Here is a 24,187-nt window from a genome sequence, read left to right as displayed (position 1 = left end):
CCAGGCCGCCTCGCCAGGCAATCCACCATCGTTCCCGGTATATTACGCAACCAGAAGCTGGTGGTATAAATTCACGGGTTATCGTGGGTGTGCAACGGCGCGGCGTGGGTTAAGAATGTACTCACTGCCTGGTGTCATTAATCTGGTAACGGAAAGCTCCGATGAAGCGTTCTTTTTTGAATAAATTCTGCTTTATAATTGCTTTAGTAATAGATTAATTATATTGTATAATTACATGATTTATAAGTATAATATACCTTCATAATTTCAAGCACTATTTTTTCACCAGTCATGGAAGATTTAAATCTTTTGTTCAATAAATTGCGCGATCTTCAGGACCGTTCACAGGTCTTACGGGGGTATCTTTGACTTTGACGGCAAGCAACATCGCCTGATCGAGGTTCAACGCGAGTTGGAACAGCCTGACGTCTGGAACAATCGCCAGCGCGCACTGGAACTGGGCCGCGAGCGGGCACGCCTGGAAAACGAGGTCGGAACGCTCACCAGCCTGAACACCGAACTTTCCCATTCGCGGGAATTACTGGAACTTGCCCGCGATGAGAATGAGGCTGAGGTCGTGGCTTCACTTGCCGCCGACCTTGAGCGATTGGAAAAGCGGCTGGCCGATCTTGAGTTTCAGCGCATGTTTTCAGGCGAAATGGATGCCAACAATGCTTTCATGGACATACAGGCCGGATCAGGAGGGACTGAGGCGCAGGATTGGGCAAACATGCTCTTACGCATGTATTTGATGTGGGGCGATGCGCACAAATACAAAACTGAAATTCTAGAGCTGTCTGAAGGCGAGGTAGCCGGTATCAAAAGTGCCACGGTGAAATTCACCGGTCCTTATGCTTACGGTTACCTGAGGACAGAATCCGGCGTGCATCGCCTGGTTCGCAAGTCGCCCTTTGATTCCGGGCATCGACGACATACGTCCTTTGCCTCGGTGTTTGCCTACCCGGAAATCGATGAAAACATCGACATCGACATCAATCCGGCGGATTTGCGTGTGGATACCTATCGCGCCAGCGGTGCCGGAGGGCAACATGTCAACCGCACGGATTCCGCCATTCGCATTACACACATCCCCTCCGGGATTGTGGTTCAATGCCAGTCAGATCGTTCCCAGCATCGCAACCGGGCGTCAGCCATGGCCATGCTGAAATCCCGTCTCTATGAACGCGAACTGCAGGCGCGGAATCAGGAAAAGCAGAAACTGGAGGATAGCAAATCGGATATTGAATGGGGTCACCAGATTCGATCCTATGTTCTGGACCAGTCGCGCGTGAAAGATCTGAGAACGGGCGTCGAGAGTGGCAATCCGCAGGCGATTTTGGATGGCGATCTTGATAAATTTATCGATGCGAGCCTGAAAAGCGGCCAAAAATAAATTAATGTAATTATTAAAATAAATGACATAACTATATAAATAAAAAAGCAAATGAGCGAAGAACAGGACGAAAATGAACACCTGGCGCAGCGCCGCCACAAGCTGGCGGATCTGCGTAACCGCGGAAACGCTTTCCCCAACGACTTCCGCCGTAACGCGCTGGCTGACGAGTTGCTTACGGCATACGGGGCAATGGATCCGGCGGAGATTGAGACCCGCAAAGTCCACGTCAAGGTGGCGGGACGCATGATGACCCGGCGCATTATGGGTAAGGCCAGTTTTGCGCATATTCAGGACATGTCCAACCAGATCCAGGCATACGTAACTCGGGACGCCGTGGGTGAAGGGCATTATGAGGAATTCAAGCGTTGGGATATCGGCGACATCATTGGCGTCACGGGTTTTTTGTTCAAGACTAAAACCGGAGAGCTTTCCATCAAGACGGAAGAGATGCGGCTGCTGACCAAATCACTCCGGCCACTGCCGGAGAAGTATCATGGCTTGACCGATACCGAGACAAAGTACCGCCAGCGCTACCTTGACCTGATCATGAGCGCGAGCACGCGGAAAACTTTCCAAACGCGCACCGCCATGGTCCGTTACATCCGTCGCTTTTTCGATGATAAAGGATTCCTCGAAGTCGAATCACCGATGATGCAGATTATCCCGGGGGGCGCCGCGGCGCGTCCCTTCGTGACGCATCACCATGCGCTTGATATGAATCTGTACCTGCGCGTCGCACCGGAACTCTATCTCAAGCGTTTAATTGTAGGCGGTATTGAGAAGGTCTATGAGATCAACCGAAGTTTTCGTAACGAAGGACTATCCACGCGGCACAACCCGGAATTCACCATGCTCGAGTTTTATCAGGCATACGCCGATTATCGAGACCTGATGAACCTCACCGAAGAGATGTTGCGCGGCCTCGCCAGGGAAATTACCGGTACCGAAACCATAACATTCCAGGGTGAAAAGTACGATTTTGGCGAGCGGTTCAGGCGAATGACTTTTAATGAAGCCATCATGAAACATAATTCCGACATCAACGAAGAGAACATCGGCACCCTCGATGCATTGCAAAAGATCGCCATGCGTCTTGAAATACCCGTCAAGCAGGCCTACGGAACCGGCAAGCTCCTGCTCGAGATATTCGAGAAAACCGTGGAATCGCAGCTCAAGATCCCGACATACATCACTTCGTTTCCGACAGAAGTATCACCGCTGGCGCGACGCAATGACGATGATCCCACCGTCGCCGACCGGTTTGAGTTATTTGTCGGCGGCCGGGAAATTGCCAATGGTTTTTCCGAGTTGAATGACCCCGAGGATCAGGCTGAGCGTTTTCGTATCCAGGTCGCGGAGAAAAACGCGGGTAACGAAGAAGCGATGCATTATGACGAAGAGTATATTCGCGCGCTGGAATATGGAATGCCGCCCACCGCCGGAGAGGGCATAGGTATTGATCGTCTCGTCATGCTTTTTACCGATTCACCGTCTATTCGCGATGTGCTGTTGTTTCCGCATATGCGCCCTGAGCGATAAGCAATGTGTCCGGTGTCGTGCGGCACCGATTCTGAAAAGTGAAATTGTAATCAAAGCTGTTTCCAGTCCGGCATGTAAATACTCCCCCGTGATTTCATGACCAGCCCTGAATTACCCTTGGCGATTTTTTTGATGGGCCCGACAGCCGCAGGCAAGACGTTGCTCGCTCTTTCACTGCATGATGCATTGCCGGTTGAAATCGTCAGTGTAGATTCATCCCAGGTTTATCGGGGAATGGATATCGGCACGGCCAAGCCGACGGTCTCGGAACAGTTACGCGCACCTCATCGGTTGATCGATATCCGCGAACCGACACAGTCGTATTCGGCAGCAGAATTTTGTATCGATGCATCTCGCGAGATGGCCATGATAACCGAGCAGGGAAAAATCCCCCTGCTCGTCGGCGGGACGATGTTTTATTTTTCTGCGCTTGAATTTGGACTCTCGGATTTACCTTCCGGGAATCTTGCCATCCGTTCGCGGATTTCCGAGTTGGCGCAACAATTGGGATGGCCTGGGATGCATAAAAGATTACACGACATAGATCCCGTCTCGGCGACAAGGATTCATCCTAATGACGGACGGAGGATTCAACGTGCGCTGGAAATATATGAATTGACCGGGCAGCCTCCAAGCAAGATCACGGATACCCGGCCGGGGGCGTTGTTACCGTATCACATTGTGAAAATAGCCCTTTGGCCGGACGATCGCCAATGGTTGCACCGGCGTATTGCCGGACGATTTGATTCGATGCTCGAACAGGGATTCGTCGAAGAGGTGGAACAATTACGCCGGCGATTTGACTTAAATATGAATGCGTCTTCCACGCGTATCGTCGGTTACAGGCAGATACATGAATACTTGACCGGTAAAATCAACTATAGTCAAATGAGAGAGCAGGCGATTGCCGCCACGCGACAATTCGCCAAACGCCAAATAACATGGTTGCGAAATTATCCTGCAATCCAAGTAATTGGCACCAGCAAACCTCTACGAACCAAGGAATGTATTGATTTTTTACAGAAATACATGCATCACTAAGACGCGGCCTGGAGTTATAATACGAAGGAATCCCAACCGGTCAGAGATCATGAGCGGTTCAACGATCGCTGGAAAGCATTCCGAAAAAGAACAGGAGTATTCACATGAGCCAGCAAAAAGGGCAAGCCCTACAAGACCCTTTCCTCAATACCTTGCGTAAAGAACATGTCCCCGTGTCCATTTTTCTGGTTAACGGTATCAAGCTGCAGGGTCAGATCGAATCGTTCGATCAGTTCGTGGTGCTGTTGAAAAATTCCGTGAGCCAGATGATTTATAAACATGCCATCTCCACGGTCGTTCCAAGCCGCCCGGTGAAATTCCATATTGAAGGCATGGAAGACCCGGATTCCAAGGGCCCTGGAAACGAATAATATTTCACATAAAGCCGTTTCCGTTCCGCGCCGACGTGAGCGCGCCCTGCTCGTGCAATTGCGTCTCACGAGTCGTATCGGGCAGGAGGAACTCGAAGAACTGAGACTGCTCGCTGAATCCGCCGGCGCCGAAGTTTGCGGGACTATACTCGGCAGCCGACAAGTACCGGCTGCCGCGACATTTGTGGGCCAGGGCAAGGCCGAGGAAATCCGCGCGGCATGCGCGCGAGATCACGTCGATATCGTGCTGGTGAACCACGACCTTTCCCCCGTTCAGGAACGTAATCTCGAAAAAATCGCCGGTTGCCGCGTGCTGGACCGAACCGGGCTCATCCTCGACATTTTTGCACAGCGTGCCCACTCGGCGGAAGGCAAGCTTCAGGTTGAGTTGGCGCAGCTGGAACATTTGTCCACGCGCCTGGTTCGCGGGTGGACCCACTTGGAGCGTCAAAAGGGCGGCATTGGCCTGCGTGGTCCCGGCGAAACGCAGCTGGAAGTTGACCGTCGCCTGGTTCGCGAGCGCATAAAGAAGCTCAATCAACGTCTAAAACAAGTATCCGTACAGCGTCGCAGCCGTCGCCGGGCGCGCCACAAGGTTCCCATTCCCACGGTGTCGTTTGTCGGCTATACCAATGCCGGAAAATCATCGCTCTTCAACCGCTTGACTTCGTCGGCGGTCTACGAGGCAAATCAGCTCTTTGCCACGCTCGACCCCACGATGCGACGGCTTGAGATGCCCGGGAAAAGCGCGATCATTCTGGCGGATACGGTCGGATTCATTCGTCATCTGCCGCACGATCTGGTGGCGGCGTTCAAGTCCACATTGGAAGAGGTGGCCGAGGCGGATCTGTTGCTGCATGTGGTGGATGCCGCCAATCCCGAGCGACTTGAACAAATGCAACGGGTTCATGAAGTGTTAACGGAGATTCACGCCGATTCCATCCCGCAGATCGTGGTATTCAATAAAATCGATCTCACCGGGGAGGCGCCGCGCTATGAACGCGATGCCCATGGGCGTATTGCGCGCATTTGGGTTTCAGCACGTACCGGCGAAGGCCTCGATCTGCTGCGCGAAGTGCTGGCGACACACTTCCGCCATCATCGTCAACGCTACATCCTGCACCTGCCCCCGGAAACCGGTCGTTTACGCGCCACTTTGTATGAGCGCTTCGATATTGTGGGTGAAGTACCCATGGAATCCGGCGGTTGGGAAATCAGGGTAGCGCTGGAAATCCCGCAACTCGCCTGGTTGCGCCAGCACGCTGATTTTCGCGAGGAATATCTGCTCTCGGATGCCAAACCTGTCCTTGCTCCCACCGGGTCCTGACTCTAAAATGCCGCTCTTTGCAGAGTTTTTGCACCAATAATCATCAAGAGGTAATCCATGGCGTGGAATGAACCAGGCAAACCCGGGGATAAAGATCCGTGGGGCCAACGTCGTAGACCGGGCGCCAGCGGGCCGGATATCGACCGCATTGTGAAGAACATCCAGCAGAAGATTGCTGGCCTGTTCGGAGGCGGAGGTGGTGCTGGTGCCGGTGGTGGCGGTGTGGGTGGGGGTTATGCCAGCGGTATCGGTTTCGGCCTGATTGTTGCCGTTGCGCTGTTTATCTGGCTCATCTCCGGTTTTTATATCGTCAACCAGGGCGAGCGTGGCGTGGTGCTTCGTTTCGGCAAGAAATCTGAAATTACCGAGGCGGGATTGCGCTGGCATCTCCCCTTCCCGGTGGAGAAAGTCGAGAAGGTCAACGTGGAGAAGGTCTCCAATATTGAAATCGGTTACCGCAGTAACCCGCGCAGCGGCAGCAAGAGCAAGGTGCCGAAAGAGGCGTTGATGCTGACCGAAGATGAAAACATCATCGATATCGAATTTGCCGTGCAATACAAGATCAAGGACGCGTCCGATTATCTTTTTAATGTTCGTGACGTCGAAACCACCATCGTTCAAGCCACCGAATCGGCGGTTCGCGAAGTGGTCGGAAAGAGTACGCTTGATTTCGCCCTGACCGAAGGGCGCGACCAGGTTGCGCGCAACTCGCGCGACCAGTTGCAGCAAATTATGGACAAGTACAAATCCGGTATCCATATTGTCACGATCGAGACCCAGAAGGCGCAACCTCCCGATGAAGTAAAACCGGCGTTCGACGATGCCGTGAAGGCGCGCGAAGATGAACAGCGCCTGAAAAACGAGGCTGAAGCCTATGCCAACGACGTGATTCCACGCGCTCGCGGCGCCGCGGCCCGCATTACCCAAGAGGCGGAAGGCTACAAAGCGAGCGTGATTGCGCGCGCCGACGGCGATGCCCGCCGGTTTTCGCAGATAGCCATTGAATATGCGAAGGCGCCGGCGGTGACGCGCGAACGCCTTTATCTGGAGACCATGGAGCAGGTGTTGTCCAACACCACCAAGATATTCGTGGACCAGAAAGCCGGCAGCAGTTTGATATACCTGCCGCTCGACAAGCTCGTGCCGATGGATCGCCTGGCTCCATCCGCGACGCCCACGGAATCCGGGATGACGCCAAGCCCGACGGTAAAAAGCGGCGATACAAGCCGCGGCCGGAATGATCAACGGAGGCGGACGCCATGAACCAGACTAAATTATTCGCAGTTCTGGGCGTCGCGCTGCTGGTGTTGATCACCGTGCGCTCCACGCTCTATATGGTGGATGAGCGAGAGAAGGCCATTATTGTCAGGTTCGGACAGGTGTTGCGGTACGACGAAAGTCCCGGCCTGCACGTCAAAACGCCGTTCCTCGACGAAGTGCGCTACTTCGATTCGCGTATTCTGACCTTGGATGCGGAACCGCAGCCGTTTCTCACCAAGGAAAAGAAATACGTGGTGGTGGATTCCTTCGTCAAATGGCGCATCGAGGATGCACTTAAATTTTTCCTTACGGTCAGCGGGCAGGAAATCGATGCACGTCGCCGTCTGGAGCAGGTTATCAACAGCAGCCTTCGGGATGAATTCGGAAAACGCACGGTCCACGACGTGATCTCAACCGACCGCCAAAAGATCATGGATATCCTCACGGCCTATGCCGATCAAGAGGCGCGCAAGTTCGGTATTGTAGTAGTGGACGTTCGCATCCAGCGCGTGGATTTGCAGGAAGAAGTCAGCCAATCGGTCTATCAACGCATGAAGGCGGAACGCCTGCGCATCGCGAATGAATTGCGCGCGCAAGGCGCCGAAACCGCGGAGAAGATCCGTGCCGATGCCGAGCGCCAACGTGAAGTGCTGTTGGCTGAAGCCTACGGCAAGGCCGAGCGGGTTCGGGGCGAGGGGGACGCCAAAGCGACTGCGATCTACGCCGCCGCTTATACGCGCGCACCGGAATTTTATTCTTTGTACCGCAGCCTCATCGCTTACAAGGAAAGCTTCAGAAAAAAAGACGACATCATGATCGTGGACCCGAGTGCGGATTTCTTCAAATATATGAAGAAACCCGGCCGGTAAGCTCCCTCGGATTCGGCGGCTATGTGGCATGAATTTTTGATCGCACTGGCATTGCTGCTGATCGTGGAGGGTGTCTTCCCCTTCCTTAGCCCGGACGGGCTACGCAAGGCCCTGGTAGCGATACATCAGTTGAGTGATTCGCAATTGCGCTTCATGGGATTGTCCAGCATGCTGCTCGGCGTGGTGTTGCTGTATTTCATTAACCGCTGACTTAAGCGATTCTGTTTCGGAATCACTCGCATGTCCACCAAAGACCGCTGGCTGCTCCCCGAGGGGATTGAAGAGATCCTGCCTGTCGAAGCGAGGCGCGTGGAGGATCTGCGCCGGAAGCTGCTTGATATGTTCGAGCGGTGGGGATATGAACTCGTGATGCCGCCGCTGATCGAATATCTCGATTCATTGTTGACCGGCGCCGGCCAGGAACTTGACATCCAGACATTCAAGTTAACGGATCAATTGACCGGAAGGCTGATGGGAGTCCGTCCGGACATGACCCCGCAGACGGCACGCATCGACGCCCATTACCTCAAACGGACCGCGCCCGTCCGCCTGTGTTACACGGGATCGGTATTGCGCACGCGTCCGGACGAGTTCGGCGGATCGCGCGAGCCGCTGCAGCTCGGCGCCGAACTGTTCGGTTATCCCGGTCCCGAGGCGGACGCGGAAATCCTCCGGCTGATGATCGAATCCCTGCGAACCGCGGAAATTCACGACGCGCACCTTGACCTGGGTCATGTGGGTGTTTTCCGCGGTCTTGCGGCGCAGGCGAAACTGACCGACGAACAGGAAAAAGAACTGTTTGAAGCGTTGCAACGCAAAGCGCGCAATGAAGTCAAGGCGCTCCTTGATTCCCATGATGCTCCATCCGCTTCCAAGCGGATGCTGGCCGGCTTGCTTGATCTTAGCGGTGGTCAAGAAGTACTAACACAGGCCGATGCGATGCTGCGCGGCGCACCGCAAGGCGTTGCGCGCGCCCTGAATGAGCTTCAGGCCGTTGCCGAACTGGTAACGCTTCAGGCAGGGGCGCCCGAACTTAATTTTGATCTCGCCGAGCTATCCGGTTATCACTACTACACCGGAGTGGTATTTTCAGCGTTTGTCCCGGGATACGGGCGCGCGATCGCACGCGGTGGTCGCTACGACGGTATCGGACGTTTTTTCGGCCGTGACCGCGCCGCCACCGGATTCGGCGCCGACTTGCGAGAGTGGTTGCGATTTTCAGCCGCTTCGCCGCGACCCATAACAGGCATTCTGGCGCCAGACGGAGCGGACTCTTCCTTGCATGCCGAGATTGCACGACTGCGTGCGTCAGGCGAGCGCGTGGTGTTGCGCCTGCCCGGCGACAAGTCGCCCGTCGCAGATTTTGGATGCGACTGCGAGTTGGTCAAGCAGAACAGCCGATGGGTCGTTCAACCGGTTAAATAACGTTATCATCCGATTATGGCAATCAATGTCGTGGTGGTCGGCTCCCAATGGGGCGATGAAGGCAAGGGCAAGATCGTCGATCTGCTCACCGATCGGGCGCACGCGGTGGTTCGATTCCAGGGCGGTCACAATGCCGGGCACACGCTGGTCATCAACGGACAGAAAACGATATTGCATCTGATCCCCGCCGGGGTATTGCGCAACGGTGTGATGTGCCTGATCGGTAACGGGGTGGTGCTGTCTCTGGCCGCGCTCTTCGAGGAAGTGGACAAGCTCGCGCAAAACGGCGTGGACGTCATGAAGCGGTTGCGCGTGAGCGAGTCATGCCCGCTTATCTTGCCATATCACATAGCGCTGGATCAGGCGCGTGAAAAGGCCCTGGGCAACTTGGCCATCGGCACCACCGGACGCGGGATCGGTCCGGCCTACGAGGACAAGGTGGCGCGACGCGGCCTGCGGGTCGCGGATTTGCTGGACACCAAAACCTTCCCCGATAAACTTAAAAGAGTGCTGGACTACCATAATTTCGTGCTCAAGAATTATTTTCATTCCGACACCGTGGATTACCCGAAGACCCTTCAGGAATGTCAACAACTGGCCGAACGATTGCGACCGATGGTGGCCGACGTTACGGAACTGCTGTATCAGTACGGCTGCGAAGCCCAGCGGGTGATGTTCGAAGGGGCCCAGGGAACCTTGCTCGATATCGATCACGGCACTTATCCGTATGTCACTTCATCCAACACCTGCTCCGGTACCGCGACCCTGGGCAGCGGAGTCGGGCCGGGGCGGATCGACTACGTACTGGGTATAACCAAGGCCTACGCCACCCGCGTTGGAGCAGGCCCATTCCCGACCGAGTTGCACGACGAGATCGGCGAGCGTCTCGGGGAGCGCGGCAATGAATTCGGTGCGACCACGGGGCGCAAGCGCCGCTGCGGCTGGTTCGACGCCGTGATCATGCGCCGCTCGAACCGGTTGAACGGTGTCAGCGGCCTGTGCGTCACCAAGCTCGATGTGCTGGATGGCCTTGACACGATTCGCGTATGCACCGCTTACAACTGCAACGGCGAAACCCGGAACACGCCTCCCGGCGGCGCGGATGCCCTGGCGCGGTGCGAGCCCGTGTACCAGGATTTTCCCGGTTGGAAGGAATCGACGGTGGGTATCCGCAGCTTCGATAAATTACCCGCCAACGCGCAGAATTATCTGAGGATAATCGAAGAGCATTCCGAAGCGCGGATTGATATCATCTCCACCGGTGCCGAGCGCGACGACACGATTATTCTGCGTCACCCGTTCGAGTGATCAAGCCCGGTTTGGGCCCAAAGCATGAGGCAGGAAATCACGGATATTACGTTACTGATTAATGGTACCGAGGAGAGGACTTGAACCTCCACGGGTTTCCCCACTAGAACCTGAATCTAGCGCGTCTACCAATTCCGCCACCTCGGCATGGAGTCCGTCGATAAAGACGGGGCCCGGCAGGACGGCGCACTCTACCGAGAGATAAATTTTATGTCAACGCGAAAAAATCAAAAACCGTTCCGTGACCCCATGCGCGAACGCGAAAAACAAAAATACGAGCATCCCGTGCCCAGCCGGGAGGCCATTCTGGCTTTATTGACCGAGCACGGCGAACTGCTTTCGTTTCGCGCCCTGGCCGGGAAACTTGGGGTCGAAGGCGAACGCGATGAAGACGCGCTGGCACGCCGTCTGCGCGCCATGGAACGCGACGGCCAAATCCTGAAAAACCGTCGTGATCTTTACGGTGTGGCGCGCAAAATGGACATGGTCTGCGGACGCGTGAGCGGGCATCCGGACGGTTACGGTTTTCTCATTCCCGAGGACAAAAGCGAGGATGTATTTCTGCCGCCGCGCGAAATGCGGCAGGCGCTGCACGGCGACCGCGTGATGGTGCGCGTTACCGGCGTCGATCCGCGCGGACGGAAAGAAGGCGTAGTGGTCGAAGTGCTCGAACGGGCGCGAACGACGGTCGTCGGCCGCTACGTGATCCGCCATGACATGGCATTTGTGGTCCCGGAAGACAAACGCATCGCGCAGGACGTGATCATCCCGCGCGGAGGCGAGGGCGGCGCAACCGAAGGGAAGATCGTCGTGGCGGAGGTGACGGCGCCGCCCACGAGCCGATCGGCACCCGCCGGGCGGGTTGTGGAAGTATTAGGTGACCACATGGCGCCCGGGATGGAAATACAGATCGCCACCCGGGCCCATAATATTCCGCACCTCTGGCCTGAAGCCGTAGCGCGCGAAGCGGAACAATTCACGGCGGAAGTGCCGGAACAGGCCATCCACGGCCGGGTGGATCTGCGCGATGTACCGTTGGTGACCATAGACGGTGAAGATGCGCGCGATTTTGACGATGCGGTTTATGCCGAACGGTCGGGCAACTCGTGGCGGCTGCTCGTGGCGATCGCCGATGTGTCTTATTACGTCAAACCCGGCATGGCGCTCGATAACGAGGCCTATCAACGCGGCAACTCGGTCTATTTCCCGCAGCATGTCATTCCGATGCTGCCGGAAGTCCTGTCGAACGGCTTGTGTTCGCTCAACCCGAATGTGAACCGCCTGTGTCTCGCCTGTGAGATGCAGATCGACAACAACGGGAAAATTACCCGTTACCGTTTCCTGGAAGGCGTCATGCGTTCGCGGGCGCGGATGACCTACACCAAGGTTGCCGCCATATTGGTGGAGAAAAATGCCGCGCTCCGGCGCGAATACGCGGATCTGGTCCCGCACCTGGAGGCGTTGTACGGATTGTTTCAGATTCTGCACACGGCGCGGATCAAGCGCGGCGCGGTGGATTTCGAGCTGCCGGAAACCCGCATCGTGTTCGATGAGGAAAGAAAAATCAAAAATATCCTGCCGTTGCAGCGCAATGACGCGCACCGCCTGATCGAGGAGTGCATGCTGGTGGCCAATGTCTGCGCGGCCGAACTGCTCATCAAACACAAGGTTCCCGCGCCATACCGCATCCACGAAGGGCCGACACTGGAAAAGCTCAATAACCTGCGCGAGTTCCTTACCGAGCTCGGCCTTTCGCTCGCCGGCGGTGCTTCGCCCCAAGCACAACATTATTCCAAGCTCATCAAGGCGGTCGAAAAACGTCCGGATTCGCGGCTGATTCAGACCGTGCTGCTCCGCTCGCTCAGCCAGGCGGTATACAGCCCGGACAACATCGGTCACTTTGCGCTCGGATACCCGAATTACACGCATTTCACTTCGCCGATACGCCGCTATCCGGACCTGCTGGTCCACCGGGCGATCAAGGACATTATCGCGCACCGGCCCACGAACCTGACTCAGGATCTGGCCAAACAGCAGGGCGAGCACTGCTCCTTGACCGAACGCCGCGCCGATGAGGCGACGCGCGAGGTCATCCGCTGGCTCAAGGCCGAGTTCATGATGGACAAGATCGGCGAGGAATACGACGGCTACATCAGCGGCGTGACGAACTTCGGAATTTTTGTCGAGCTGGTGGACGTGTACGTGGATGGGCTGGTGCATATCACGGCGCTGGGCAACGATTACTATCATTTTGACGCCGCGCATCATCGCCTGATGGGCGAGCGCACGCGCAAAATCTACCGCCTGGGCGACAAGGTGCGCATTCGCGTGGTGCGCGTCGATCTGGATGAGGCCAAGATCGATTTCGAGCTCGTCGGCGGTCCCGCCGGAAAGGCCGGGCCATCTCCCAAACGCCGGCACCCAGCCGCCAGGCGCGCCGGCAAACATTCGGGAAAACGTTCCAGAAAGCGTCGTCGCTGACATGGAAGCAAATTTGATTTGCGGTCTGCACGCGGTCCTGGCCGCGCTCAAAAGCAACCCGCAAGGCGTGGAGGAAATTTGGGCCAGCGACTCCCGCGGAGACAAGCGCCTTGGTCGGATCATCGAGAGCGCGCGTTCCATGCGGGTAAAAATCCACAAGTCACCGCGGGCCGCGCTGGATCGCCTGGCGGATGGGGTGCGGCATCAGGGCGTGGTCGCGCGTCTGCGCGAAACCCCGGTGCACAATGAACACGATCTAGAGGCATTTCTCGCAAATCTGCCGGAACAGCCGTTGTTGCTGGTGTTGGACGGCGTGCAGGATCCGCATAATCTCGGCGCCTGCCTGCGATCCGCCGACGCCGCCGGTGCCCAGGCCGTGATCATCCCCCGGGAACATACGGCGCCGTTGAGCGCCGTGGCGCGCCGCGCCGCCAGCGGGGCGGCGGAATCTCTGCTGATATTTCAAGTAATCAATTTGGCGCGCTGCCTGCGTACCCTGAAAGCCGCCGGCATCTGGCTCGTTGGCGCCAGCCAGGATGCGGACACCGATATTTTCCATGCCGATCTGCGTCGGCCGTTGGCACTGGTGCTGGGCGGGGAGGGTAAAGGCTTGCGTCGATTGACTGAGGAGGAATGCGACATGCGGGTGCGGATCCCCATGGCCGGGACGGTGGAAAGCCTCAATGTGTCCGTCGCGGCGGGGGTATGTCTCTTCGAGGCCGTGCGCCAGCGCGAAATATAAAATTTATCTGCCTTTCCGCTTGTTTTATTACATATCGCCGATTTGCCGTCCGAAATCTTCAACTAGTTTCCAATCGGTAAATTCCGCGACTGTTTTAGAATCGGTAGGGCCTTTTGTGATCCACATGATGAAACGGATTATCTGCCGATCCCAAAAGCGGTACATTTTATAGTCTATTTTCCCTGCAAATACCGCCAATTGCTTGGGTCGCCACGATATCTGTTTAAGAAATTTTATTAAATAGGGATTCGTCTCGGGCCGATTCTTTTCAGGTTTGCGGGCCACGACATTGACCGAGAAAAAGGCATTCGGCTTGCTGTCTAACAATTGTTCATTTCGTTTTATGAATTCGTAAACCTGTTTGCCATGCTTTCCATAGCGGATACTGGCACCCAGAACGATTTTGTCGAACGGCTTCAAATCCACATGCGGGTCTTCATCCATGGACGCCAATTTGACCTGATGGGCCTGCCCCTCAATCGCTTGCTTCAGCCGCTGACATATTTTTCGCGTGTGGCCGTCGGTGGTTGAATAGATAATCAAAACATTAGCCATCTTTAAATTTGATTAGTCCTGCCTGAGATTTCGCGGCGGATATTGGCTTAGCATACTGGCGCAGAGGTGTTCGCTGCGACTATGGCGTGCCGGGATGGCCGTTAATTTGCTTGAATTTTGAAACCGATGAGTCTCCACGAAACCCCTTCGTAAATGAATTTCTGTTCAAAATTAACCTGGCTCGGTTGCGTCGGGTAGTGACCGGCAATCCACAGCACGCCGTTCTCGTCCACTTTCGCCTCGGATGAAATGACCGGTTGGAAGCTGTCCAGCACCGGCCAGTTCGCGCCCGAATCCATAATCGATTTGAACGCTTGATTGAGTTGTTCGGTGGTGTGTTGTTTCTGCCATAGTTGAGATACTTTACTGCGAAAGTGCCCCATATTCTTCTGTTCTATCGAAACGATGAAGTCATGTATCGACTGTTTCACTAACGTCACTTGCTCAGCCTCGCCGGGAACGATCGGTGAGGCGCCGTCAGACTGTAATCCCGCAGTGGGTTTTTGAATCGCATATATTTTCCAGGCGTCGTTTTCTTTAACCAACATCATTTTTATCGGAACGACTCCACCGGTTTCAGTGGTAATGGCACCATTCAATTCACCTCGGCCACCACTGATTTGACGATCGGACCAGCTCGCTTCTTTGAAATTAAGCATGGCACCCTTGGATAAAAAGGCTTTCAATGCGTTTTCGTCAGTGCTGGACTTAAAATCTTCGGAAAGATAACCGCGAGCCTTGGCGATGTCTTGCTGTTTTATTGCTTTAAAAAAGGCGTCGGCGGTGTCCACCATCCCCGATGTCATGAAGAAAACCGCGGAAACCACTACAATAATTACGACAACTATGCCAATCAGGATTTTCAGCCATTTATTCATGTTCGATCCTCCTTACTGCCTTGGGCTTAATGAAGTGCTTGAGTGGTGTGCCGTCCGTTTAAAGCATTCTGCATTTTAATCAAGTCATTAACGGTCACGACGGGGCTGAGTGAACGTGGCGGCCAGGCGTGCCCATTCCGTCGGCGAAACATGCGCGAGTACTGAAAATTTTCCGTTACCCTCGGGACGGAATATGACGGCACCGGCCTCGTCAGGATACTCGCCGGTGGCGGCGCGGATCACGTTGCCGTGTGCCACCAGCACGGTATTGGTGCCCGCCTGCGGGGAGATCGACAAACGTTGGCGCGTCCGCGCGGCGATGGCGGATTCGCCTCCGAAAAAATCGGCTACCCGCAAATTCATGATATCGGTCGTTGTCTCCACCGGCCCGAGCGCCAGCGCACGCGCCGTCTCCACCGTGCGGCAGTAAGGGCTCGCCAGCACATGCCGCACGGGAATTCCCAAAGCACGCATCGCCTCGCCGACCGCGCGCGCGGCCTCGCGGCCCGCCGGGGTTAGCTGACGCATCTTCTTGGAATCGCAACTCACCCAGTCACCCGCGGCGGTCACGTGATCGTCGGTCTGCCAGTCGGTCGCCGCGTGTCGAAAGTAGAGGTTATACCCGCCCGCGCGTAGCCCGTGCACCAACGCCTCATCGGAGGGCTTCTCGCTTCCCAGTGCCGCGGTACTGCCTAGCAGGGCGAGTGCTCCCAGCATAAGTGCTGCCGTGCATCGCATTATGGAAAACCTGGGTCGGTTCACGGCGTGTATCTTACCTCGCGTCGGCATGCGCTGTTCAAGTATTCCAGAGTTTGTCATATACGCTGCCAACGAGACCCGCCCGCTTGCGTTCCCCAATGCTGGGTCAGGTGCGCGATGTACTCTCAGACGGCGGCACTACCAATAAAATAAATTTGTCCCGGTTAAGCGGTAAGCGAATGCAGGAACAGGGTCGACTAGGGTTTCTCGAGGCGGCGCTCCACGTATCTCCCTTCGGTGCCAGGGGCAAGGCTCATTTCATGTGCTGCCAGAACCATTTGACAGTTCGGCGCCAGCCGTCCTCGGCGTTGCGACTCAAGCCGTGGTCGTCGCCGGCATAGACCAACAGTTCGTAAGGCCGCTGAAGGGCCTGTAGGCGCTGCGCCAAAGCCAAAGCATGCTGCGGATCGACGCGCCAGTCGGCGCCGCCATGCAAGATCAGCAATGGCACGTTCAAGCGGTCCGCAAAGTCTAGCACACAGCGCGCACGCAGAGCCGTGCCTGGGTCCGCGTCGAAGTTCGGCATCAGCTCTCGGTACAAAGCCTGCATCTCTGGTCGGGGATCGGCTTCAGGTGACAGGTCAGTGGGACCGCCGACAATTACCGCTGCATTCACCGGCGCACCACGCAGTAGTGCCAGATAGGTCATCAAGCCGCCGCGCGACTCGCCTTGCATGAAGACGTTGCGCATATCAATGCCGCCCAACTCGCGAGCCACGCCGAATAAGTTCATCACATCATCGACATCAGCGCCGCCGAATTCGTCGTTGCCTTCGCTACCCGTACCGCCTCTGTATTGCGAAGCCAACACCACGAAGCCCTCCTGCGACCAGCGTGCGAAATTAACCAGGTTGGCGAACACCAGCTGGCCGAAGCTGCGGTTACCACCGCGGTTGAAAATAACCAGCGGTTTCATGGCAGCGGCGTGGCCTCGCGGCCTCACGACATAGCCACCTACCTTGAGACTGTCGCTCAGGTAAGTGATCTGCAAGCATTCAACTTCACGACCACCCACTAACGCGCGGAAGGCGCTGGGCGGGAAGGCCGCGCGAAACGCCCATTCGTCGAACGGATCGCCGCGTCGAGCATGGCGATCGCGCACAAACGAGAGCCACGAGTCATAGTTGTTGAAAAAAAAGTTGCACGGGCGTTTCTCGACGATGCGACCGTCGCCTTCGAACGCCGGCACGGGCACCACAACTGCATCGATCTTTGTCGGAGCGGCGGCGACCGAGGCTGTCGCCATTCCCAATAGAGCGGTGGCAGCGACTCGCATCGCGAATCGCATTACACTATTACATTTCATTTTCGTTCTCCTTGCTATGAAGGTAAATACAGACGGTGCCGGGACGCCTAACCGTTTGAACTCAGCATCAGGCACCGGCTTTCCGGTGACTGTCCGCTTGAGCGCATGATTAGGCGCCCTGTTTCGCAAATCGCTATTTCTTAGGCCCGTCCGTTGCAGTGAAGAGTTCACCTTCAAGGATAAAGCGTCGCTCAAGCGGCGATGGCACGCGTTTGATGTGAAGCGTGCCCGCGCCCTGCAATCCCTTGAGCTTTCCAGTACTGCCGACGACTTCCCAGACGCCATTGTCAAGAAGCATCGGTTTGCCGTCGGCGCCGCGCACGAATACGCCGCGAACGACCCATTTCACGTAAGCAATATCGCCTTCCGGAAGGGTGAAGACGAGATAGCCGTGGGGATCACCAGAAATTCCCGGCTGTATGTCGTGCATTCCGTATTCAGTCACTGTTGCCCCCGAAAGGACCCCTTGCCCCGTTGCTTTCCCTTCGCGCCTCATCATCGCCACGAAGTGCTTGCTGCCATCCGCGAATTCAAAGCGTATTTCCTCCTTCGGGGATACGACGGACTCGATCTTTAGGGAAGCTGCATTAACAAACGCGGGCGCTACACCCAATACCATGGGAACAATGGCCGCGATCCAGAATGCGAGTCGCACACTTTTGAATCTCATGTTTCGTTCTCCTTGCAATTACGGCACAGAAGAAGGCGGTGCCGTGACGCCTAAGTTATGAATGACTTTGTTGCCAATGTGGCCGTTGTTTATGGTTCCCTCGTTGCACGGCACCTTTGACCCCGGCAAGATAGCCGGGAAGAACGGTTGCGGTAACGAGAGAATCCGAAGGAAACGCCGAAAAAGCACCGAAATTTGAAGAGGCGAGTGAGGGGGTGAGTGCGTTACAATTGCTTACGCCGACTGCAACAAAACTAAATGGTCTGGGGTGTCGCGCGGCCGGTCTGTCGGAACGGCGCGCGAAACACAAATTTCAGAGGGAATTCGCCATGTACAATCTGTTCCGCCGAAACGCGATTCGCTTAGTTCTCCTGGTCGTCTCCTCTTCGCTTGCAACCTCGATACCATCGGTCGCCGCGGAAAGCGTCCCACTGGCAATCAAGGGTTATGACCCGGTCGCCTATTTCACCGACGCGAAACCAACGCGCGGACTGCCGACGATCGAATATGAATGGGATGAGCACCGCTACCGCTTCTCGCGCCCGGAACATCGGGAGCTTTTCAAGGCCGATCCGGTGCGCTACGCCCCGCAATTCGCGGATTTCTGCGCCATGGCCCTCACTCGGGGCAAGGTCATTGAGGCCAACCCGGAATATTGGCTGATAAAAGAGGGCAAGCTTTATATTTTTGCAATACCGGCGGGACCGAATCGGTTCCAGCAAGAGCTTGAAGGAAACGTCGCCAAGGCGAACCAAAACCGGGCTCTCATTCCAAAGCGTTAGTAGTCATTTCAGCGGCCGCGTGGCGCCAGCCTCTGCCGGATAGAGACCGGCCTTGCTGAGGCCGTCGCGCAAATATTTGAGATCGGCGGCGTTGAGAAACTTGGTTCCAAACTCCTGTGGGTCGAAGGTCGGATCGATGCGATGTATCTCCGCCACAACACGCGTGGCGTCCTCGGTTCGATGTTGCTGTGTATAAGCGGCTGCCAGCACGATGCGGTTGAAGTTCGCGCCTGCGCTTTCGCGAAGATTGAGTTCCGCCTGTTCAATCGCGGCGTCATAACGACCTTTCAGATAGTAGGCCAGACCAAGCGCAAAGCGGTCTATCGTATTGAGATCGGGATCGATGCGCTGCGCTTGCTCCAATGCCTCGATCGCCGCATCCGTCTGCCCCAGCCACATCAGGATATTGCCACGTCCGGCGAGACTCTGGGCGTCGTTTGGATTGATCGCAATGGCGCGCTCGATCTCTGCCTCTGCCTGCTTGTACCTCTGATGAAAGATATGGATGCGGGCGAGAATGACGCGGGCGCGCACTTCGGAGTGATCGAGGCTCAGCGCCTTGATTGCCAATTCCTCGGCGCGGCTTAAGGTAGCGGTCGGCGATTCGGCCCAGCCCATCGACGCGCCAATGTGATAGGTTTCGGCGAGTGCCGCATAGGCGGCAGCGTAGTTCGGGTCGAGCTCGATGGCGCGTCTGAGCAGGACGCGCGCCTCCACATTGTTTGCGCGGGTCGGGCGCTGAAATGCCGGCCGTGCGCGGAGCACGTAATCATAGGCCTCGAGACTTTCGGTCGGCTTTGCGAACACCCGGCGTTGTTCGATTTGCGCCACGCGAATCGCCAGGGCACTGACGATCTGCGTGGTAATGTTGTCCTGCAGCGCAAACACGTCCGCCAGCGCCTCGTCGAAGCGGGCAGACCACAGCACCCGTCCCTGGCGCGTGTCGACGAGTTGCGCGCTCACCCGCACGCGGTCCCCGATCTGGCGCACGCTGCCTTCGACCAGATAGGTGACGGCGAGATCGCGGCCGATCGCTTCCGGGCTCGCAGGCTTTCCCTTGTAGGGGAAGACACCGTTCCACGAGATGACCGTCAGCGCGGAGAACCGACCCAGCGCGTTGATAATATCCTGCGTCAATCCATCCGCGAAATACTCTCGACCCGAATCATCGCTCTGGTTAACAAGCGGGAGCACAGCAACCGAAGGTTTCGCACCAATTGCGGGGTTCTTGATTGCGGATCGGTCGCCGTATCCCAAAACGTGCAGAAATCTCCAGTCGCTCGCGATGCCGCTCCACAGCACTCCTGCAGCAAGCAAACCGGCGAAAGTGAACGAAACGAACAACCCAATGCGCCAGTCGGTAGACGCCGTGGTGAAAAAACTGAGAGGCGTACGCACCTTGACGATAATCTCTGGCGATGGAACCTCATCACCGGACGCAGCCAATATCGGGGCGGCATTTACTGAAAACTGATCAACTGCTGCAACAGCCGACACGTCAGATTCAAATCGATAGCCGCGGCGCGGAATCGTTGTGATCAGGCGTGGCCCGTCGTCTCCAAGCGCCCGCCGCAGCTCGCCGATGCTCTGCACCAAAGCATCGTCGGTGATAACGAGATTCGGCCAGACCGCGGCAAAGAGATCGTCTTTCGAAACAAGCCGGCCGGCATTTTCAATTAGGTAATGCAGGACCGCGAAAGTCTTGGGCCGTAGTGCGATCTCGTTCCCGTCGAGAAGGAGGCAGCCGCGATCCAAATCCAGTACATAACGATCGAATCGTAGTCGCTTTGCCCGCATCTGTGCGGGAAGGTCAGTATCACGAGCGATCATCGTCCAGCCATGTAATTAATCTCAAAATAATTGGTGTTAGATCACGGTTTCCGCTTATATTAGTGATAATTGTGATCTGACTCCAAACAAATAATTAACGGACGCAAGGTCAAATTATAATTTCAGTAGGCGACTAGTCTCGCTCGAGCTGCCGGGCCACAGTCTCCGCAAGCGCGTGCCCCAAGATACCATGTTGTTCCGCGTCCAGATGCACGCCGTCCACCGAACTCGTTGTGATAACTATCCCGGCATCGAAAAAACCACAGCCGCGCTCGCGCGCGACTGCTTCGTAGGCCGCCGCGAGACTGACACTTTTCTCTTTCGCCCCAAGAAACTTTGGGGCGATGGTGCCTTTTGGAGTCTGGAAGGCGGGCGGCGCCACGATAAGTATCTCGGGAACCGGCATCCCCGGCTCGATCGGCGCGCGGCGGATGGCATCCACGAGCGCCGCCATGCCCTGCGCCGAATGCCACGCGTTGTGCTGGTGCGTCGACTGGAAGTCGTTGGTGCCCAACATGAGGATGACGAGCCGCAATGGCGAGTTGATCTCGATTCGCTGTTCCAGGCCGACGAGTCCGTTGCGACCGGGCTTGAACGGGTCCTCGAAGACAGTACGGCGGCCGTTCAGGCAGTCTTCGATGACGCGTATCGACAACCCGCGCTTAACCAACTCCGCTTCCATGACTCCGGGCCAACGATCTTCGAAAGGAAGACGCTCGCGGGAATCCGGGATGAGGCCCCAAGACAGCGAATCGGCATAGACGAGGATTTGGTGCATAGGATTTTTCTTTGATGATTAACGCCGCGTTGAGACGCGCGGGGTACGAACATAACAGGAAACAGCGTGCTGTCTTACCGCGTCGGCCTCGAACGCGTAGTTAGGGTGCATTTCTCTTGATGACTTTGAAGACGTGTTGAGTAGTGAACGAAATTTTTTTGTTTTTCATTGCGTGTTGCACCAACTCACCGCCAGACTGAGCATCAAAGACAGCCTCAATATGCCCATTGATGTTGTTACTTGCAACACTCTTTACGATGCATTTGATCGAATACGTAAAGCCATCTTGAAACTTAAGAATTGCAAGGTCTCCCGATGCGAGACTCGGATTCTTCTTCCATTCTTGATTAATGAGAAAGTTTGTCATGTTTTTGCACCCAAACGCCGTTTATGCCGGCACGAGGCACGAACGCAAAATATTGCGCCGATGTTACACCGCGTCCAATTGAAAACACAGTTAGGGCTCACGGCTTTTTCTCTCAAAGTGGGGCTGCCGAAGAGATTTACAACGCTCGTTGAAGAAGAGAATTTTGTAAGAAAATTTCCAATTAGACTTTTCCGCTGTCTCTAGAGTTTCTTTGACTATGATGCAGTCGTCTGGAGATTTGTACGGCGTCCAATGATCTCGACCGACTTTGTCCAGACAAGCATCTTGATCCTTTGTTTGCGCCACACACTTCAGATAAGGATTATCGACTTCTTTCGAAGTAACAGGGAACGAGGCGAGGAGCGCCGCAACGAAGAACAAAGAAATGAGAGTTTTCATTTAAGCCTTTCCGTCCACTTCCATGTGCCGAAGACTATACCGACGGCAATAAGAGCCATAACGACCCCAGAAAAGGCACCAGCCGGAACCGCCTCACGCCACAGTGCTACGAAAATGCCAGCAACAACGAACGCGGCGATGGTTACGCCGAGTCTCTTTAGTACGCGCATCGATATTCCTCCTTGTGGGCCCTAACGCAAAGCTAACCTGCGAGCTACGAGGCGCGAAGAGCCGACGTAGTGAGTCAGGTTGAGCGACGTGTTATACAGCTTTTTCTGCACGATCAATGATCCTTTCCCACGCCTTCAATCCGTACTCAATATACTTGAAGGCATCTCCAAGATATTTTCCGTCACTGCTTAAGATCGGCATCTTAAGACTCACAAGCTCCGGCTTTGCGATGTCGGTCGTTACATCAAATGCCCCAACCGTAATTGAGCCGAGCGCCTCTTGCGGGATTTGGTATTTAAGTTTTCCTAGCACAGGGTACTTGTTTGACCTGCTGCCTTTCTTGAGGCTTGGATGTTTTGTTCTATTCGCAATATCGCCGCAAACACACAGGTAGGGGTCCGCGCTGATTTCGGCCTCGATCCAACGACTAGCAGCACCTTTCTTCTCACAATAATCTTTCACATTGTCCTTGATGCTCCAAAGCCAGTGAAAGGCTGCCAAGATATCTTCTTCAATTTCTTCCGGCGATTTCACGCCGTTTAACAAGTAGTGATGGGTCTCGCCGCTATCGACCTTCGCATACCAGTTGGTGCCGCCGCCATTCTTAATGCCAAGTCGTTTCTGGGCACGAGCCGCGAAGCGAAAGAGTTTTTCTACATTATCTAATTCCATGAACAAGACTCGCGAGCTGTATAACGCTTTGGGTGAGAGGCGCGTTCTTCAGCGTCCTTCTCAACCCAATGGTTAGAGAGCATCACTTGAGTGGGGCAACAATCACGCCGCGTAAACCGGCCCTCTCGATCGCGGCTTTCACCAGACCCTCGGACTTCGCTTCCTCGATGAACCTACGCGCGTACGCCACCCCGGGGTCCCGTCCCTTCGGCATCGCCATAGCGTGCGGATCGACGCCGGGCCGACCGTCAAGAACTCGAGAACCAGGCAATTGATTCGACATATCGAACAGGATTGGCTTGAGACTGCCCATTACGTCTGCTCTCTCGGATTTCAGCGCCTCCAATGCGCCAGGGTTGCTTGATGCTCGGACCATCACGGTATTTTTTAGCGTGCGAGAAAAAAAACTATCCGGGCCGGACTTCTCCTGCACGGCAACTCGAATCCCGGGCCGATCCACATCAGCCATTGTTGAGATGGCAGAACCGGCCGGGACGAGGTAGCCGAATTCGACTTCCAGATGCAGCCCGGTGAAATTCCACTCCTTTGCCCGCGCAGGACTAAACCCGACAAAGGCCACGTCCCAAGCGCCGGATTTCCCGCTGTCGAGAAGGGCTCCGACCGATGGGTACAGAACGGGCTCAAACGGAACCCCCAGGCGCCGGGCTAACTCGTTTCCAAGATCGAACGCCACTCCCTTCATCTCCCCCGACGCGGAGTCGCGTATTACGTTTAAGGGATTGGCAAGCTGGAGCGCAACGCGAAGCTTGCCGGTTGGAGCCAAAGCCTGTCGCGCTTCCGGTGTCGGGGCGGTACTAATGCCCGCACAGCCCGTAAGCAGCAGTCCAAGTGTCGCAGTCATCAGCCAATGAGTCGTTCGCATTGCGTTCTCCTTTGAGGTTACTGTTGCTCTCTAACGTGCCGTTAACCCGCGCGCCGCTTGCGGCGCGTCGGCGTTGAACGGATGGTTGGGCGTCTTACCACCCCCCCTGAAGAATCAACGTCGAATTCGCTGACGGATTCTTTGGCGAACCGATTGTTCCTCATCCGGATGTTGCGTCCACCGCCTACTCGAATGCCGCCACCCTGACTTCCGACCAATCCGCGGTAATACGCCTCCGCGGCATCACGAAAGGCAGCGTAATTGAAGGGGCCCTTGTAGTTCGCGGGCTTCGATACTTCGAGTGGCGCGGTTTCGTACGACGACCCAACCGGTTGCTTAATGTCCGCGTGAAGGCCACGATGCGCGGCGCCCTCAAAT

Annotated in this window: 25 protein-coding genes and 1 tRNA gene; 13 read left to right on the top strand and 13 right to left on the bottom strand. The window is 55.8% G+C overall.

Going from position 1 to position 24,187, the window contains the following annotated elements; translation table 11 throughout:
• The first annotated feature begins 291 nt into the window (after positions 1-291).
• From prfB to WD823_RS00205, 10 genes are all read left to right on the top strand, one after another.
• Positions 292-1,393, top strand: a protein-coding gene (prfB, locus tag WD823_RS00250) for a peptide chain release factor 2 (RefSeq protein ID WP_368427473.1) whose coding sequence is annotated in 2 segments (ribosomal slippage) — positions 292-366 and positions 368-1,393 — 1,101 coding nt in all. Because the reading frame shifts where the segments join, the coding sequence is not laid out codon by codon here.
• A gap of 51 nt (positions 1,394-1,444) precedes the next feature.
• On the top strand, positions 1,445-2,935 hold the full coding sequence (gene lysS / locus WD823_RS00245; protein WP_368427472.1) for a lysine--tRNA ligase: 1,491 nt from the start codon (positions 1,445-1,447) through the stop codon (positions 2,933-2,935).
• 96 nt (positions 2,936-3,031) lie between these two features.
• The gene (miaA, locus tag WD823_RS00240; RefSeq protein ID WP_368427471.1) at positions 3,032-3,976 is read left to right on the top strand and encodes a tRNA (adenosine(37)-N6)-dimethylallyltransferase MiaA; all 945 of its coding nucleotides are present in this window, start codon (positions 3,032-3,034) and stop codon (positions 3,974-3,976) included.
• Positions 3,977-4,080: 104 nt separating this feature from the next.
• The gene (hfq, locus tag WD823_RS00235; protein WP_368427470.1) at positions 4,081-4,347 is read left to right on the top strand and encodes an RNA chaperone Hfq; all 267 of its coding nucleotides are present in this window, start codon (positions 4,081-4,083) and stop codon (positions 4,345-4,347) included.
• A 1-nt stretch (position 4,348) separates the two neighbouring features.
• Positions 4,349-5,674, top strand: coding sequence for a ribosome rescue GTPase HflX (gene hflX, locus WD823_RS00230; RefSeq protein ID WP_368427625.1), 1,326 nt, complete (start codon positions 4,349-4,351; stop codon positions 5,672-5,674).
• 57 nt (positions 5,675-5,731) lie between these two features.
• Complete coding sequence (hflK, locus tag WD823_RS00225) at positions 5,732-6,937, top strand: FtsH protease activity modulator HflK (protein ID WP_368427469.1); 1,206 nt, start codon at positions 5,732-5,734, stop codon at positions 6,935-6,937.
• The gene (gene hflC / locus WD823_RS00220; protein ID WP_368427468.1) at positions 6,934-7,803 is read left to right on the top strand and encodes a protease modulator HflC; all 870 of its coding nucleotides are present in this window, start codon (positions 6,934-6,936) and stop codon (positions 7,801-7,803) included. The genes hflK and hflC overlap by 4 nt, the downstream gene beginning before the upstream one ends.
• A gap of 21 nt (positions 7,804-7,824) precedes the next feature.
• Complete coding sequence (locus WD823_RS00215) at positions 7,825-8,013, top strand: DUF2065 domain-containing protein (RefSeq protein ID WP_368427467.1); 189 nt, start codon at positions 7,825-7,827, stop codon at positions 8,011-8,013.
• Between the two features lie 30 nt (positions 8,014-8,043).
• On the top strand, positions 8,044-9,228 hold the full coding sequence (locus tag WD823_RS00210) for an ATP phosphoribosyltransferase regulatory subunit (RefSeq protein ID WP_368427466.1): 1,185 nt from the start codon (positions 8,044-8,046) through the stop codon (positions 9,226-9,228).
• A gap of 15 nt (positions 9,229-9,243) precedes the next feature.
• Positions 9,244-10,536, top strand: a complete 1,293-nt coding sequence (locus tag WD823_RS00205) for an adenylosuccinate synthase (protein WP_368427465.1) — start codon at positions 9,244-9,246, stop codon at positions 10,534-10,536.
• Between the two features lie 62 nt (positions 10,537-10,598).
• On the opposite strand, the gene WD823_RS00200 is transcribed toward WD823_RS00205, so the two are convergent.
• Positions 10,599-10,683: transfer RNA gene (locus WD823_RS00200), tRNA-Leu, on the bottom strand.
• A 63-nt stretch (positions 10,684-10,746) separates the two neighbouring features.
• Between WD823_RS00200 and rnr the strand changes: the two genes are divergently transcribed.
• Both rnr and rlmB read left to right on the top strand, forming a co-directional pair.
• A complete protein-coding gene (gene rnr, locus WD823_RS00195; RefSeq protein WP_368427464.1) occupies positions 10,747-13,017 on the top strand; it encodes a ribonuclease R in 2,271 nt (756 codons plus the stop codon).
• Between the two features lies 1 nt (position 13,018).
• On the top strand, positions 13,019-13,759 hold the full coding sequence (rlmB, locus tag WD823_RS00190; protein WP_368427463.1) for a 23S rRNA (guanosine(2251)-2'-O)-methyltransferase RlmB: 741 nt from the start codon (positions 13,019-13,021) through the stop codon (positions 13,757-13,759).
• Between the two features lie 27 nt (positions 13,760-13,786).
• Here rlmB and hemG read toward each other — a convergent pair whose 3' ends face one another.
• The 5 genes from hemG to WD823_RS00165 form a co-directional block, all read right to left on the bottom strand.
• The gene (gene hemG, locus WD823_RS00185; protein ID WP_368427462.1) at positions 13,787-14,314 is read right to left on the bottom strand and encodes a menaquinone-dependent protoporphyrinogen IX dehydrogenase; all 528 of its coding nucleotides are present in this window, start codon (positions 14,312-14,314) and stop codon (positions 13,787-13,789) included.
• Positions 14,315-14,415: 101 nt separating this feature from the next.
• On the bottom strand, positions 14,416-15,192 hold the full coding sequence (locus WD823_RS00180) for a hypothetical protein (protein ID WP_368427461.1): 777 nt from the start codon (positions 15,190-15,192) through the stop codon (positions 14,416-14,418).
• An 87-nt stretch (positions 15,193-15,279) separates the two neighbouring features.
• On the bottom strand, positions 15,280-15,909 hold the full coding sequence (locus WD823_RS00175; protein ID WP_368427460.1) for a histidine phosphatase family protein: 630 nt from the start codon (positions 15,907-15,909) through the stop codon (positions 15,280-15,282).
• A gap of 295 nt (positions 15,910-16,204) precedes the next feature.
• Entirely contained in the window at positions 16,205-17,227 is a 1,023-nt protein-coding gene (locus tag WD823_RS00170) for an alpha/beta hydrolase family protein (protein WP_368427459.1), read from the bottom strand.
• Between the two features lie 163 nt (positions 17,228-17,390).
• Complete coding sequence (locus tag WD823_RS00165; RefSeq protein WP_368427458.1) at positions 17,391-17,927, bottom strand: hypothetical protein; 537 nt, start codon at positions 17,925-17,927, stop codon at positions 17,391-17,393.
• Between the two features lie 329 nt (positions 17,928-18,256).
• On the opposite strand from WD823_RS00165, the gene WD823_RS00160 reads away from it, so the two are divergent.
• A complete protein-coding gene (locus WD823_RS00160; protein WP_368427457.1) occupies positions 18,257-18,709 on the top strand; it encodes a YHS domain-containing (seleno)protein in 453 nt (150 codons plus the stop codon).
• A gap of 3 nt (positions 18,710-18,712) precedes the next feature.
• Here WD823_RS00160 and WD823_RS00155 read toward each other — a convergent pair whose 3' ends face one another.
• From WD823_RS00155 to WD823_RS00125, 7 genes are all read right to left on the bottom strand, one after another.
• Positions 18,713-20,506, bottom strand: coding sequence for a winged helix-turn-helix domain-containing protein (locus WD823_RS00155; RefSeq protein WP_368427624.1), 1,794 nt, complete (start codon positions 20,504-20,506; stop codon positions 18,713-18,715).
• A gap of 166 nt (positions 20,507-20,672) precedes the next feature.
• Positions 20,673-21,317, bottom strand: coding sequence for an SGNH/GDSL hydrolase family protein (locus WD823_RS00150; protein WP_368427456.1), 645 nt, complete (start codon positions 21,315-21,317; stop codon positions 20,673-20,675).
• Between the two features lie 100 nt (positions 21,318-21,417).
• On the bottom strand, positions 21,418-21,684 hold the full coding sequence (locus WD823_RS00145; RefSeq protein ID WP_368427455.1) for a hypothetical protein: 267 nt from the start codon (positions 21,682-21,684) through the stop codon (positions 21,418-21,420).
• A 90-nt stretch (positions 21,685-21,774) separates the two neighbouring features.
• The gene (locus WD823_RS00140) at positions 21,775-22,083 is read right to left on the bottom strand and encodes a hypothetical protein (protein WP_368427454.1); all 309 of its coding nucleotides are present in this window, start codon (positions 22,081-22,083) and stop codon (positions 21,775-21,777) included.
• A 261-nt stretch (positions 22,084-22,344) separates the two neighbouring features.
• On the bottom strand, positions 22,345-22,926 hold the full coding sequence (locus WD823_RS00135) for a hypothetical protein (protein WP_368427453.1): 582 nt from the start codon (positions 22,924-22,926) through the stop codon (positions 22,345-22,347).
• A gap of 82 nt (positions 22,927-23,008) precedes the next feature.
• Entirely contained in the window at positions 23,009-23,809 is an 801-nt protein-coding gene (locus WD823_RS00130) for a transporter substrate-binding domain-containing protein (RefSeq protein ID WP_368427452.1), read from the bottom strand.
• A 41-nt stretch (positions 23,810-23,850) separates the two neighbouring features.
• Positions 23,851-24,187: hypothetical protein (locus tag WD823_RS00125; RefSeq protein ID WP_368427451.1), on the bottom strand; the 337-nt coding region annotated here is incomplete at its 5' end.

This window comes from Sulfuricaulis sp. (assembly GCF_040901545.1).
Taxonomy (GTDB): Bacteria; Pseudomonadota; Gammaproteobacteria; order Acidiferrobacterales; family Sulfurifustaceae; genus Sulfuricaulis.
The sequence above is the reverse complement of the archived record's forward strand: the minus strand, read 5'-3'. Positions and strand labels throughout refer to the sequence as shown.